The organism is Rhizobium sp. SEMIA 4085, assembly GCF_013004495.1.
Taxonomy (GTDB): Bacteria; Pseudomonadota; Alphaproteobacteria; order Rhizobiales; family Rhizobiaceae; genus Rhizobium; species Rhizobium gallicum.
In genome coordinates this window covers 1-12090 of sequence record NZ_JABEPH010000179.1, presented here as the reverse complement: position 1 = coordinate 12090, position 12090 = coordinate 1, and the positions used below count along the sequence as shown (strand labels likewise).

Genomic DNA, 12090 nt, shown 5'->3' with positions numbered 1-12090 from the left:
GCGTCATACTGGATGCTCAGGCGTCGCGTGGGCGCGGGGTGGTATATAAGAGACAGGTGCGTGAAAGAACACACGGGCGCGCGCGGCTTCGACGTCGTCTACGACACCGTGGGCGGGGCCGGGATCGACGCCGCGTTCAACGCAGTGAGCCGCTTCGGCCACGTCGTCAGTTGCCTCGGTTGGGGCACTCACTCGCTCGGTCCCTTGTCCTTCCGGGCCGCAAGCTACTCGGGCGTCTTCACGCTCCTGCCGATCTTGACCGGGGAAGGCCGCGCCCATCATGGAACGATCCTGCGCGAAGCCAAACGCCTTGCCGAAGCCGGGAAGATCACCCCTCTCCTCGATCCGCGCCGCTTCAGTTTCGAGACAATCGCAAAAGCCTATGCCGAAATCGACAACCGCACTGCCAACGGAAAGATTGTCATCGACGTCGGCGACTAGAGCGTATGTCCAATCCCTAGCTAAAGGAAACGCATCATGCCATTCGTCAATGTCAAACTGGTCGACGGCGTATTCACGCCGGAAGAGAAACACGCGATGGCCAAGGCCCTGACCGACGTCATCGTCAAGTTCGAAGGCTCTGAGGCCTTTCGCGAGGTGGTCTGGGTCCTTATCGAGGAACTTCATACGGACGGCTGGCACATCGGCGGCAGGCCGTTCGAGGGGCCAAAGTCATTGATGACGACGCTTTCGAAATCCAAGGACATCGTCGAAGTGATCGACGGCGCGCCCACCACCCGGAAAGAGTGGGCCGCGGCAGCGCCAGTTTTGGGCTGACCACTTCGCAATTTCGCACACGGCGACCAAAGAGCGCCTCCGGAACCCAACCTCCGGAGGTTGGTCGTTGAGCCGTGTCCGCCCGACAGAGTGAAGAGACATGAATACGAGCACAGCCATGCCAATACCCACGGCGACGAGACGGGAAGTCCTGATTGGCACCGCATCCGCGGCCCTCGCCACGGCGTTGCCTATGGAGGCTTGGGCCGCCGATGCATCGTCGAACTCAACTGATGCAACCATTGAAGATGGGAGTGAGATCATGAACAGCATCAAAACCAAAGACGGCGCGCAGATTTTCTACAAGGACTGGGGAACCGGGCAGCCGATCGTGTTCCACCACGGGTGGCCGCTGAGCAGCGACGACTGGGACAACCAGATGCTGTTCTTCCTCGGCAAGGGTTTCCGGGTCATCGCCCACGACCGAAGGGGCCACGGCCGCTCCAGCCAAACTTCGGGCGGCAACGACATGAACACCTACGCGGCCGACGTCGCCGCGCTCGTCGAGGCGCTCGACCTCCGGGATGCGATCCATATCGGCCATTCGACGGGCGGCGGCGAGGTGACCAGATACGTCGCCCGGCACGGCAAAGGCCGGGTCGCCAAAGCGGTGCTCATCTCAGCCATTCCGCCCTTGATGGTCAAGTCGGCGAAGAACCCCGGCGGACTTCCCATCGAAGTCTTTGACGGTTACCGCGCGGCTCTGGCGGCCAACCGGGCGCAGCTCTATCTCGATATCGCGAGCGGCCCGTTCTACGGCTTCAACCGCCCCGGCGCGGCCATCTCCGAAGGCACGATCCGCAATTGGTGGCGTCAGGGGATGATGGGCGGGGCGAACGCGCACTACGAGTGCATCAAAGTCTTTTCGGAGACGGATTTCACCGAAGACCTCCAGGTCATCGACGTTCCGGTCCTGGTGATGCATGGCAGCGACGACCAGGTGGTGCCGATCGCGGACTCCGCCGAACTCTCCATCAAGCTACTCAAGAACGGGAAACTCAAGGTCTACGGCGGCTACCCGCATGGAATGTTCACGACCCACGCCGACGTGATCAATGCGGATCTGCTGGCTTTCATCAAAGCGTGACCTCCCGGGCAGGTCGAAGGGCCTGCCTTCATTCTTCTCAAGTCAAATTCGACAGCCAGAGACCGGCTGCGGAAAGGTATGTCATGAAGTCCGACCACATGCTCTCCCGCCGCGGATTTTGCCTTTGCTGCATGGGCGTGGCGAGTTTCGCCGCCACAGCGGGCTGGATGAGCCCCCGCGAGGCCTACGCTGAGGCGCGCGGCCTGGTGAGCCTCATCAAGGACAGCGCCGCCAAGTCCGTGATCGCCACCCACAAGCTAAGAAACGACATCACCATCCTCGAAGGCTCCGGCGGCAACGTCGCGGTCTTGGGCGGCAAGGACGGTCTCGTCATGGTCGATGCTGGGATCAGCGTGGCGCGTCTCCAGATGACGGAGGCGCTCTCCGCACTCTCCCCTGAACCCGTGACCCATCTCATCAACACCCATTGGCATTTCGATCACGCGGACGGAAACGCCTGGCTCGGCGCGGTTGGAGCTAAAATCATCGCGCACGAGAACACCCGCAAATACCTGTCGCAGGTGCAACGGGTCGAAGACTGGGATTACAACTTCGTTCCGCTGGAACGGAGCGGAGTGCCCAAACACGTCTTCTCCAAGGAGAATTCCCTCAAGCTGAACGGCCAGTCGCTCGCCATGAAATATTATGGTCCGGCGCATACCGACGGCGACATCTCGGTGATGTTCGGCGAGGCAAACGTCATCCATGTCGGCGATACCTACTGGAATGGAATATATCCGTTTATCGACTACTCAACGGGCGGAAGCATCGACGGAATGATCGGAGCGTCGGATGCGAACCTGGCCGCGTCGACCGACAAGACGATCATCATTCCGGGCCATGGGAATCCGGTGAGCAACCGCGCTGAGCTACAGGAATTCCGCGACATGCTGGTGGCCATCCGCGAGAACGTAGCGGCGCTCAAGCGACAAGGACGCTCGCGGGACGAGGCCGTCGCTGCCAAGCCGACGGCCGCCTTCGACGCCAAGTGGGGCAATTTCGTCATCGATCCCGACTTTTTTACGCGGCTGGTTTACGCGGGCGTCTAGCACGGCCTGATCGTCCACCAGAACTCCGGAGAAGACCATGTTCGACGCCCAAGACAGCGGACGCGGACGCAAGCACTTCGATAAATCGCACGGTTTCGGAGATCGCATATTCGAGGCGCGGCTTGTTCTGAGATACGCCCGGCGGCGTCGATAAAATCAACGCGGGCGATGAAGCTGAGGGCGTTATTGCCGGGTTGCCGTTTCAGGCAGCACTTGGCAAGGCTGAGGCCAACCGCACCAACGCGTCGGCAAATCACGGCACGCTTTGGTGTCATAGACCGGAAGGATTTCAAAAATATCGGCACGTCTAAATTGATGCTTTACCCCGGCAGCATCAATGAACACATGCTCGCCTTGGAATGTCAGACCGGTCGCAAGGAAGTTACGCTCATCCTCACCCTCAAATAACGACACAACAAACATTTAATTTACCCTATGTATTAGCTAAGCGATATATACATTGATGCGCGAAACTTAAATTTGTCCTTCCGTTTTGAGCAAGTGCTAGAAATTGTAGAACAGTGCTAGTCGGACAACGAGCGGCGTCCAGCGGTTGAGCCGCTGAAGGCAAACCGGGGCCGCTAATTGCAGCATCAACAGCGCTTGCCGACGGCCTCGGCGCCGCTCGCGAAGGACGTGTTCTCGGAACAAAAAACAAGTTCTCTCATTTCTCTTCCATCACAGATGGAGAAAACTGCCATGACTCACGACCCGGAATTCCCTGATCGCAGATCAGACCCACGCACTACTCCGGTCCGCAGTCGCTCTTCGTGGGGCGCATGGGTGGCCATTATCGCGGTGGTTCTGGTAGCTGGCGTTGTATGGTTCGAGTGGGGCGGCTCGCCCGACACCGATCCGATCTCGACATCTTCGACGACGCCCTCCACGCAGCCTGCTCCAGCACCGGCAACGCCGACTGCGCCGACTAATAACAATGTAACCCCGGCGCCCGCTTCTCCTCCTGCGGCTCCGGCGCAGCAGTAGAGCCTGGCTCTAGGCTACGCCTGCAAGACCGTTGCTATTGTGATGGATCGAGAAAGGTCGTTGCGAGTTTCGCCCGGCCTTTTTCGCCCTCTCGATCGGTGACCATTCCTTGAGCATATCGCGCCGCGAAGAAGTTCGAGCTGACGCGGATCGCGCCCATCTCATAAAGGAGATCGAAGGCTATGGAGCCGAGCGATTGCTGCAGCAGTCTGAAATCGGACCGCCCTGCTCGTCGAGCACGACTGCCTCGCCATCGAGAACCCACGCCACGCCGAGCTGCTTGGCGGCCTGCTCGATCGCCCGAAAGCAATGCGTCCAATCATGCCCGCCCCAGTTGATTTCGTAAACCGCTGCTCGCACCTCGGCGGCTTGATGCTTGAAAAGCGTCCGGCATAGGTCGATGTGGTTCGGCATGGGATCGAGGGAACGGTTCGGCTGGGTCGGATCGCGCGGTTTTGTGGCTCTGGTACGGACACTTGCGACGTCTTTGGCAAGGAGAGACTTTTTCGGCTTCTGAGGAGCTCTTGTCATCCCCTCTGTTCATCAGGCAATTCTTAAAAAGTCCTTTGGAGGAGAGCTTGCTTAGACGTGGTCCGTGGACGTACTATCTACGTTCCGCGAGCCTGCCCCTGCGCTCAGCCGAGGTAAAGGCCCGGCGAAACAGGGAGGTTTGTCATGAGAGTTGCATCGATATTCGCAGCCGGCTTGATCGGATTATGCGGGATGGCCTCCTTTGCTGCGGCAGAGGGTGGGCACACAATGGTCACTCCCGATGAAGTCAAGTGGGGGCCGGCCCCCAAGGTGCTTCCCGCTGGAGCAGAGGCGGCGGTTCTGTTCGGCGATCCCACCAAGGAAGGTTTGTTTGCCCTCCGGCTCAAAGTGCCGTCGGGCTATGCGATCGCGCCGCACACGCATCCCGTGCATGAAGTGGTCACAGTCGTATCAGGGGCTATCAATCTCGGGATGGGCGAAACCGCCGATCCAGGCGCTGCGAAGGCACTGCCTGCAGGCAGTTTCATCGCGTTGCCGCCGGGCATGGCGCATTTCGCTCGCTTCGACGAACCGACGGTGATCCAAATTACGACTACTGGCCCATGGGCCATCAAGTATGTCAACCCGGCGGACGATCCTCAGAAGTCGCAATAGCCAGCCGCTGCATTGATGTCTCAACAGCGGACTAGTCTTTGACGTGGACAGTGGATTGATGTGAAGGAATAGCGGGCCCGGGGGGGCCCGCAGTGCTTTCAAATTATTCGACGACCTCGATCACCGCGCGGGTCTTCGGATTGACCAGCACGCGCTTTTCGTTGACGATCACATAACCGTAATCGGGCTGATCAGGGATCGTGTGGATCTCGACCGTGTCAGGAAGCGCCGTACCGATCGCAACATCACCATCAAACGTAACCGATGGCGATTGCTGCTCAAGAACATAGGTTCTGACCTCGCCGGGAACGGTGACCGTCGCTGTCTGCGCGACCGCCGCGCCCCCGAGCAACAGAAACAGCGATACGGCAGAGATGACCACTTTCTTCATGTTATCCTCCAGGATTTTCAGTGTGCCGGTAGAACGCTGACGGCTAAGATATAGTTCCCCTGCTGCATGGAGTGGAGCTACCATGGTTTGAGGAGAACAGTGCGGTCACGCTCTGGTATTGTCGGAAGCATTAGCCGGCGGCACCATCCGCTGAACGTGCGAGACGGTGAAGGCATGGGCTATTTCCACGTTACTCCGCCCAAGGAGCATGGCTGCCCTTCGTCGCGGTCATCACCGTTGGTAGGCGGGTATTCCCCGTTTTAGCTATCTCACTGAGATCATGCCGCGTCCCCGTTGCCGTCATAAGCGCCCTGTACACTTTTTCTCGGAACAGACTTCATGGCTATTCGTTGAAATGATCGCCAACGGAGATTGCATTACATGAGCTCGGACATCTGGGAACGCAGCATCGAGTTGATCGACTGCGACGATCATTTCCGCACCGTAAAAAATACGAGAGAGGCTGTTGAGTTTCTGTTGACGTCCTGGTCCGGTCAAAAAGGCCCCGCATATGCGGCAGCTCGGAAGGCCTGTCTGCGAGCCCTCGAGGGCAAAAAGCCGGACATAGATCCTCAGGCAGCTTTCATCGCAGCAGCAGCGGAATCTGGTATTCTGAGGGCCAACTAAATTATTAGCCGCCTGCTCTCACAGGCTCCGGCGTGCGGTTCCGCGTATCGCTGGTGGATCCATTTAGTTTCAGGGGATGGCGCCCAATTGGACGAACAGCTGCAGAGGCGCGCCAATCGCCTCCGGGGCGACATTTCCGCCGCCCGCCATAGGCGACGATATCAGCGCCGCTACGGTTCGCGGCTCCAGCATGACCGAACAGCGCGGCTGCCCGCCACGCCAGTCGCCGCGAATATCCACCGGATAGGTCATTCACTGGACCCGATCTCCGACAGAAAGGGCCGGCTTCAGGAGGTTGCGTATGAAGGCGTCAGCGGTCGCGACGATGGCTTGCTTCTCCGCCAGGCCCACCTGCTACGGACACCACGAACGTCGCCATGTCGTCAAACGTTTCCGAACCATTGCTGAACCTCTTTCGCAATACCGATCTCCGCGACATCCGGAGCCAGAGGGCTTTCGGCGCACACATAGTACTCATCTTGACCATCGGTATTGTCCAACCAAAAGGCACGCCCCTGGCGGGCAGTCCCTGCTCTGGGTTTGACCAGACAGCAGAACGTCGATCTGCTTTGCCGCGCCGCCCGCATCCCTATATCTTACGATATCCGGACTCATTGACGCCCTATAAGGGTTGTATGTCCTAGAGCGCCTGGCGGGCGCTCGGATTTGGAGCGGGTCGTAGCGTCGGCGGGGGCGCAAGCTTCGACCCGCTCTTTCTTTCCAGCAACGGAGCGCGCCTATGTTTTGGGATTTCATCACGATCGCAGCGATCTTCGGCGCTTTCTTTATTGTGCGAGAGGCACAAACCGTGCTCGCGAAAGCCCGCCTGTCGAACTGGCGCAGCTTCACCTTCCGGTAAACGGACAAGGAAGCGACAACTTTCCTGAAACAGGATTTCTTGAGGGCCTGATTGCTTTTCCGCCCATGCCGCGTGCAATCTGCTTGTATTTTCCAAGCTTCAGCTGCCTTCCGGATATCTCGTGCTCAACCGGCTTGCCGCTCTGCCGGTGATTTTCCTCGTTTCACTGCCTGCGGCCGCCGGCAACTACCGGCCGGACAATGGCCGCACACTGGATTATCCGCAATCTGTGCTGAAGAATGGCAGCTTCAAGCGCGACAAGAAGGTCGGAGAGCATAGCGCTCACCCCGAATATCGATGTGAGAGTCGAAAGCGGCGGCTGCGAGTATTCGACGAGGACTTACCGCTTCTCTGTCGTCCTGACAGCCGGATGAAAATCAGGCGTCAGGCATTGAATATGTGAAAGACGTCGAGCTCTTTGCCTTGCTGGAGCGTCGCAAGGAACTGGCGCTGGATTTTTCCGGCGCCCGTAAAGCCCTCCAATCCTATATAGCCCTGGTTGTAGAGCCGAAGCTGGGAGAACAGATATATAATCGCAACGACACCGAGAATCAGTGTTCAGAGAAAATCTGGATCGAAGCCGATCGCGGCGCGCAGCCCACGCTTATCGCGGTGACGTTGTCCAGTGGTCCGTATCAGAGGCAGCCTTTCTAATTCAAACTTGGCAGTTAACCGCCTGTTAATATTTAGCTTGCCCCACAAAGCGAATGATCTATCCTCCAGAATCACAGGGCTGCGTAGCGCAACCAGAGTTCTAGAATGCCGCCGGGTTTTACTGTTCCTGCCCTCCCCGGCCTGTTTGTTTTGTTGATAGCTTGTCCATATCACATGCCGGTAACACTGCTGCTACCCAGATCCGGCAAGGAAAGTTTCTGCAGGTTTTGCGTTCATTTTGTTGCTTCTCTAGGAGGGAGATCACCATGGAAGGCGAAGGCGTAGGTTGGATTGCGGCGATCATCATCGGCGGTATCGCCGGCTGGCTCGCGGAAAAATTCATGCACAGCAATATGGGGCTGCTCATGAATATTGTTCTCGGCATTGTCGGCGCGATCGTTGCAAATTTCATTCTCGGCGTCCTGAACATCCAACCGCTCGTCGGCTGGCTCGGATACCTGATCACCGGTTTCGTCGGCGCCTGCATTCTTATTGCGCTCGGACGCCTTGTGAGACGCTGATTTCAATCGCGCAAAAGCCGGGACTATAGCTCCCGGCTTTTGTGTACTTTAGCTGCCGCGTCGCTTCAGCGGCGGCTCATCAGGCCGAAGACGTAGGCAATGCCGGCGGTTACGGCGAGTGCGAAGATCGGCTCCTCACGTACTTTCTCGCGCACACGCTCGGTCATGACAGAAGCCTCGTCGGCAACGGCGGTCTTTGCGCCCTGCCCCAAGGCAACGACGCTCTCGGAAAGCCGTGCCAAATCTTCGCGCAATGCGGTGACTTGAGCCGAAAGATCGTCTGCTGCGATTTCCGCCTTCACGCGTGCGCCCGTCGTTTGTCCGGAGGCGGTCTTGAGTTCGGCCATTGTCTGCTCCTCTTTTTGCGGATGCGGCTTCAACGACGTGAGGGCCGAAAGGTTCCCTGAACCGCTTCATTTCTTGAACGTGGTCGCCTTCCGGGACCTTCGCCGGCACCTGCTATGTTTTCGCGCGCGGACGCTTCATTTCCTTACGCGTTTGTTCTAAGGAACGTCGAAAGCTTTGCCCGTGAAAGGGCGGAATATAATGCGAGGTTTGCGTTTCGATGTTCCATTTCCTGAGAAGAGCCGCCCGGACCTGGGTCGCCAAGCTCCTGATGCTTCTACTGGTCGCTTCATTCGGTATTTGGGGCATCTCCAGTTCGCTGCTCACCGGCAGCAGCAGCACGGCCGTCGTCACCGTCGGTGACCAGCAGGTAGACGCCACCGAATTCCGCCTTGCCTACCAGCGACAGGTCGCAAGCCTCAGCCAGCAGTTCGGCATGCGTCTGACGCCCGAGCAGGCCAAGGCCTTCGGCGTCGAGCAGCAGGTGATCGCCCAGCTCGTCGCCGGCGCCTCGCTCGACCAGCTTGCCGCCGACATGAATCTCGGCCTTTCCGAAGATCGTCTAGCCCAGCTGATCGCTGACGATCCAGCTTTCAAGGCAGTCAACGGCCAGTTTGATCGCACGCTCTTCACTTCGCGCTTGCGCAACGCCGGCATCCGTGAGGCGGACTATATCAGCGAGCGCAGCAAGGTCGCTGTACGCAGCCAGATCGTCGATGCGGTGTCGAACGGCTTCACCGCTCCAAAGACGCTCGTCGACGCGCTGAAGCTCTACCGTCAGGAAAGCCGCGACATCGACTACCTGCTGCTGACGAACGCGAACATCGAGCCCATCAAGGCTCCGGCCGAGGATCTGCTTTCGAAGTGGTTCGACGGCGTCAAGAGCCGCTATCGCGCGCCGCAATATCGCAAGATCGCCTATCTGAAGCTCGAACCTGCCGACATTGCGGATGCCTCGACCGTCACGGACGATCAGATCCGCGAGGATTTCGACAAGCGTAAGGACAGCTATCGCACGCCGGAAACGCGCACGATCGAGCAGCTGACCTTTGGCAGCAAGGATCTGGCGGCGGCTGCCGAAACGGCGCTCAAGAGCGGCACCAGCTTCGACCAGCTCGTGACCGACCAGGGCAAGACGGCAAGCGACGTGCTGCTCGGCGATTTCACCAAGGACAAGGTTCCGGACCAGGCCATCGCCGACGTCGCTTTCGCAGTCGCCAGGGACGGCGGCACGACGCCGGTCGTCGACGGTTCCTTCGGCCCAGTCATCCTCCGCGTCTCCAACATCAAGCCGGAAAGCGTCAAGAACTTCGACGAGGTGAAGGAAGACATCCGCAAGCAGTTGGCGCTCGTCAACGCGTCGCAGGAGGTAATCAACGTGCACGATCGCATCGAGGATCTGCGCGGCTCCGGCCAGACGCTTGAGCAGATTGCCGAACAGCTGAAGCTGAAGGCCGTCGTGATCGACGCCGTCGATCCGAGCGGGTTGGACAAGGACGGCAACGAGGTCAAGGACATCCCCGCGAAGCCGCAGTTGATCGGTGAAGCCTTCAAGACCGAAACAGGTATTCAGGCGCCTGCGCTGTCACTCGGCAATGACGGTTATGTCTGGTTCGACGTGCGCGAAATCACGCCGGAGCGCGACCGCCCGCTGGCCGAAGTGCGCGAAAAGGCCGTGCAGGATTGGACCGCCGAACAGCAGAAGCTCGAACTTGCCAAGAAGGCCGGAGAGCTGAAGCAGGAAGCGCAGAAGGGCAAGACGCTTGCCGACATCGCAGCTCCGCTCGGAATTGCCGTCGAAAGCAAGAGCGGAATCACGCGCGGCACCGAGGATGCCGTTCTCGGCCGCGCCGGCGTGGCCGCTGCCTTCACAGGCCCGGCCGATACCGTTGCAAATGCCGTTGGCGGCGATCCCGGCACGCAGATCCTGCTGAAGGTCACCAGCGTCAACACGGAGCCGACGGGTGATGTGCTGAACAATCAGGATGCGCAGATCACTGCCATGGCGAACGCTGCTGGCGACGACATTCTTGACCAGATGGTGAACCTGCTGCAAACGCACTACGGTGCGTCGATCAACCAGACGCTCGCCGATCAGGCAGCCGTTCGCTAGGAGCTGTAGCGCATGACCGATCTGAAGCCGCTTCTGGCCAAGGCTGCGAGCCGCCAACCGCTGACCCGCGACGAAGCCCGCGAGGCCTTCGAAATCCTGATGTCCGGTCAGGCGACACCCTCGCAGATCGGCGGTTTCCTGATGGCGCTGCGCGTCCGCGGCGAGACGGTCGATGAAATCGTTGGTGCTACGACGACCATGCGCTCGAAGATGCTGCGGGTGGAAGCGCCTGCCGATGCGATCGATATCGTCGGCACCGGCGGTGACGGCAGCGGCACCTACAATATCTCGACGCTGGCGGCGCTGATCGTTGCCGGCGCCGGTGTTCCGGTCGCCAAGCACGGTAACCGGGCATTGAGTTCGAAATCTGGAGCTTCCGATAGCCTGGCAGCTCTGGGCGTCAAGCTTGAGATTGCGCCTGAAGTGATCACGCGCTGCATCAATGAGGCCGGCGTCGGCTTCATGTTTGCTCAGCAACACCATTCCGCGATGCGCCATGTCGGGCCGTCCCGGGTCGAGCTCGGCACCCGCACGATCTTCAACCTGCTCGGGCCGCTGACGAACCCGGCCGGAGTGCGCCGCCAGCTGCTCGGCGTCTTTGCGCCGCAATGGGTCGTGCCGATCGCTGAGGTCATGCGAGACCTCGGTTCGGAGAGCGTCTGGGTCGTGCATGGCGAGGGCCTCGATGAGATCACTACCACCGGCAAGACCAGTGTAGCAGCGCTTGAAAACGGCAAAATCCGCACCTTCGAGCTTTCGCCGGCGGATTTCGGCGTTTCGCCCTGTGCACTCGCGGCGATCAAGGGCGGCGATGGCGTCGCCAATGCTGCTGCACTTCGCGAAGTGCTGAGCGGCGCGAAGAACGCCTATCGCGATATCGCCCTTGCCAACGCGGCAGCCTCGCTCGTCATTGCGGGCAAGGTGGAGACGATCGCCAGCGGCATGAAGCTCGCCACCGAATCGCTTGATAGCGGCGCGACCGCCGTAGCCCTCGATAAACTGATCGCCGTTTCGAACGATATCGATTAGGATTGGCCGATGACCGATATCCTCAGAAAGATCGAGGCCTACAAGCGCGAGGAAATCGCCGCCGCCAAGGCGAAGGTTTCGCTTGCCGACCTGAAGGCGATGCAGGCAGGGCGAACCGCGCCGCGCGGTTTCCACAAGGCTCTCGTTGCCAAGCGCGATGCTGGACACTACGGCCTGATCGCCGAGATCAAGAAGGCAAGCCCATCCAAGGGCCTCATCCGCCCGAATTTCGACCCGCCTGCGCTCGCCAAAGCCTATGAAGCCGGCGGTGCCGCGTGCCTATCCGTCTTGACCGACACGCCAAGCTTTCAAGGCGCGCCGGAGTTCCTGACAGCTGCACGCGAAGCCTGCGCCCTTCCAGCGCTGCGCAAGGATTTCATGTTCGAGACCTACCAGGTGCACGAGGCACGCGCCTGGGGCGCAGATTGCATTCTGCTGATCATGGCCTCGCTTTCCGATGACGAGGCTGAACGACTGCAGGATGAAGCCTTTGCGCTCGACATGGGCG

18 protein-coding genes are annotated in these 12090 nt (G+C 59.6%); 13 read left to right on the top strand and 5 right to left on the bottom strand.

Going from position 1 to position 12090, the window contains the following annotated elements; genetic code table 11:
• The 4 genes from C9413_RS18240 to C9413_RS18225 all read left to right on the top strand — a co-directional run.
• A partial coding sequence (locus C9413_RS18240) for a zinc-binding dehydrogenase (protein WP_246703780.1) occupies window positions 1-441 on the top strand: 441 nt, incomplete at its 5' end.
• Between the two features lie 36 nt (window positions 442-477).
• Window positions 478-777: a tautomerase family protein gene (locus tag C9413_RS18235; RefSeq protein ID WP_039844914.1), complete on the top strand. Its 300-nt coding sequence runs from the start codon at window positions 478-480 to the stop codon at window positions 775-777.
• 262 nt (window positions 778-1039) lie between these two features.
• Window positions 1040-1864, top strand: coding sequence for an alpha/beta hydrolase (locus C9413_RS18230; protein WP_039846761.1), 825 nt, complete (start codon window positions 1040-1042; stop codon window positions 1862-1864).
• Between the two features lie 83 nt (window positions 1865-1947).
• Window positions 1948-2913: an MBL fold metallo-hydrolase gene (locus C9413_RS18225; protein ID WP_170250718.1), complete on the top strand. Its 966-nt coding sequence runs from the start codon at window positions 1948-1950 to the stop codon at window positions 2911-2913.
• Between the two features lie 183 nt (window positions 2914-3096).
• Here C9413_RS18225 and C9413_RS18220 read toward each other — a convergent pair whose 3' ends face one another.
• A complete protein-coding gene (locus C9413_RS18220; RefSeq protein ID WP_170250717.1) occupies window positions 3097-3336 on the bottom strand; it encodes a hypothetical protein in 240 nt (79 codons plus the stop codon).
• A gap of 276 nt (window positions 3337-3612) precedes the next feature.
• On the opposite strand from C9413_RS18220, the gene C9413_RS33505 reads away from it, so the two are divergent.
• Entirely contained in the window at window positions 3613-3897 is a 285-nt protein-coding gene (locus C9413_RS33505; RefSeq protein WP_082046515.1) for a hypothetical protein, read from the top strand.
• A gap of 180 nt (window positions 3898-4077) precedes the next feature.
• Here the strand turns inward: C9413_RS33505 and C9413_RS18215 are convergent, their stop codons facing one another.
• Window positions 4078-4428, bottom strand: coding sequence for a hypothetical protein (locus C9413_RS18215; protein ID WP_052451521.1), 351 nt, complete (start codon window positions 4426-4428; stop codon window positions 4078-4080).
• Between the two features lie 144 nt (window positions 4429-4572).
• On the opposite strand from C9413_RS18215, the gene C9413_RS18210 reads away from it, so the two are divergent.
• Window positions 4573-5043 carry a cupin domain-containing protein gene (locus tag C9413_RS18210; protein WP_039844917.1) on the top strand — a complete coding sequence of 157 codons (471 nt, stop codon included), beginning with the start codon at window positions 4573-4575 and terminating at the stop codon, window positions 5041-5043.
• Between the two features lie 103 nt (window positions 5044-5146).
• Here C9413_RS18210 and C9413_RS18205 read toward each other — a convergent pair whose 3' ends face one another.
• Window positions 5147-5434 carry a DUF1236 domain-containing protein gene (locus C9413_RS18205; RefSeq protein WP_039844918.1) on the bottom strand — a complete coding sequence of 96 codons (288 nt, stop codon included), beginning with the start codon at window positions 5432-5434 and terminating at the stop codon, window positions 5147-5149.
• A 381-nt stretch (window positions 5435-5815) separates the two neighbouring features.
• Between C9413_RS18205 and C9413_RS18200 the strand changes: the two genes are divergently transcribed.
• The gene (locus C9413_RS18200) at window positions 5816-6061 is read left to right on the top strand and encodes a DUF982 domain-containing protein (RefSeq protein ID WP_039844919.1); all 246 of its coding nucleotides are present in this window, start codon (window positions 5816-5818) and stop codon (window positions 6059-6061) included.
• A gap of 69 nt (window positions 6062-6130) precedes the next feature.
• On the opposite strand, the gene C9413_RS18195 is transcribed toward C9413_RS18200, so the two are convergent.
• A complete protein-coding gene (locus tag C9413_RS18195) occupies window positions 6131-6313 on the bottom strand; it encodes a hypothetical protein (RefSeq protein WP_039844920.1) in 183 nt (60 codons plus the stop codon).
• A 728-nt stretch (window positions 6314-7041) separates the two neighbouring features.
• On the opposite strand from C9413_RS18195, the gene C9413_RS18190 reads away from it, so the two are divergent.
• From C9413_RS18190 to C9413_RS18180, 3 genes are all read left to right on the top strand, one after another.
• On the top strand, window positions 7042-7323 hold the full coding sequence (locus C9413_RS18190; RefSeq protein ID WP_039844921.1) for a hypothetical protein: 282 nt from the start codon (window positions 7042-7044) through the stop codon (window positions 7321-7323).
• Window positions 7320-7574 (top strand): hypothetical protein, encoded by a 255-nt coding sequence (locus tag C9413_RS18185; protein ID WP_039844922.1) that lies wholly within the window; start codon window positions 7320-7322, stop codon window positions 7572-7574. The genes C9413_RS18190 and C9413_RS18185 overlap by 4 nt, the downstream gene beginning before the upstream one ends.
• A gap of 266 nt (window positions 7575-7840) precedes the next feature.
• Window positions 7841-8095, top strand: coding sequence for a GlsB/YeaQ/YmgE family stress response membrane protein (locus C9413_RS18180; protein ID WP_039844923.1), 255 nt, complete (start codon window positions 7841-7843; stop codon window positions 8093-8095).
• 65 nt (window positions 8096-8160) lie between these two features.
• Here C9413_RS18180 and C9413_RS18175 read toward each other — a convergent pair whose 3' ends face one another.
• Window positions 8161-8442 (bottom strand): hypothetical protein, encoded by a 282-nt coding sequence (locus C9413_RS18175; protein WP_039844924.1) that lies wholly within the window; start codon window positions 8440-8442, stop codon window positions 8161-8163.
• Window positions 8443-8660: 218 nt separating this feature from the next.
• On the opposite strand from C9413_RS18175, the gene C9413_RS18170 reads away from it, so the two are divergent.
• From C9413_RS18170 to C9413_RS18160, 3 genes are all read left to right on the top strand, one after another.
• Window positions 8661-10553 (top strand): peptidylprolyl isomerase, encoded by a 1893-nt coding sequence (locus C9413_RS18170; protein ID WP_039844925.1) that lies wholly within the window; start codon window positions 8661-8663, stop codon window positions 10551-10553.
• A gap of 12 nt (window positions 10554-10565) precedes the next feature.
• Window positions 10566-11582: an anthranilate phosphoribosyltransferase gene (gene trpD, locus C9413_RS18165; RefSeq protein ID WP_170250716.1), complete on the top strand. Its 1017-nt coding sequence runs from the start codon at window positions 10566-10568 to the stop codon at window positions 11580-11582.
• 9 nt (window positions 11583-11591) lie between these two features.
• Window positions 11592-12090: indole-3-glycerol phosphate synthase TrpC (locus tag C9413_RS18160; protein WP_170250715.1), on the top strand; the 499-nt coding region annotated here is incomplete at its 3' end.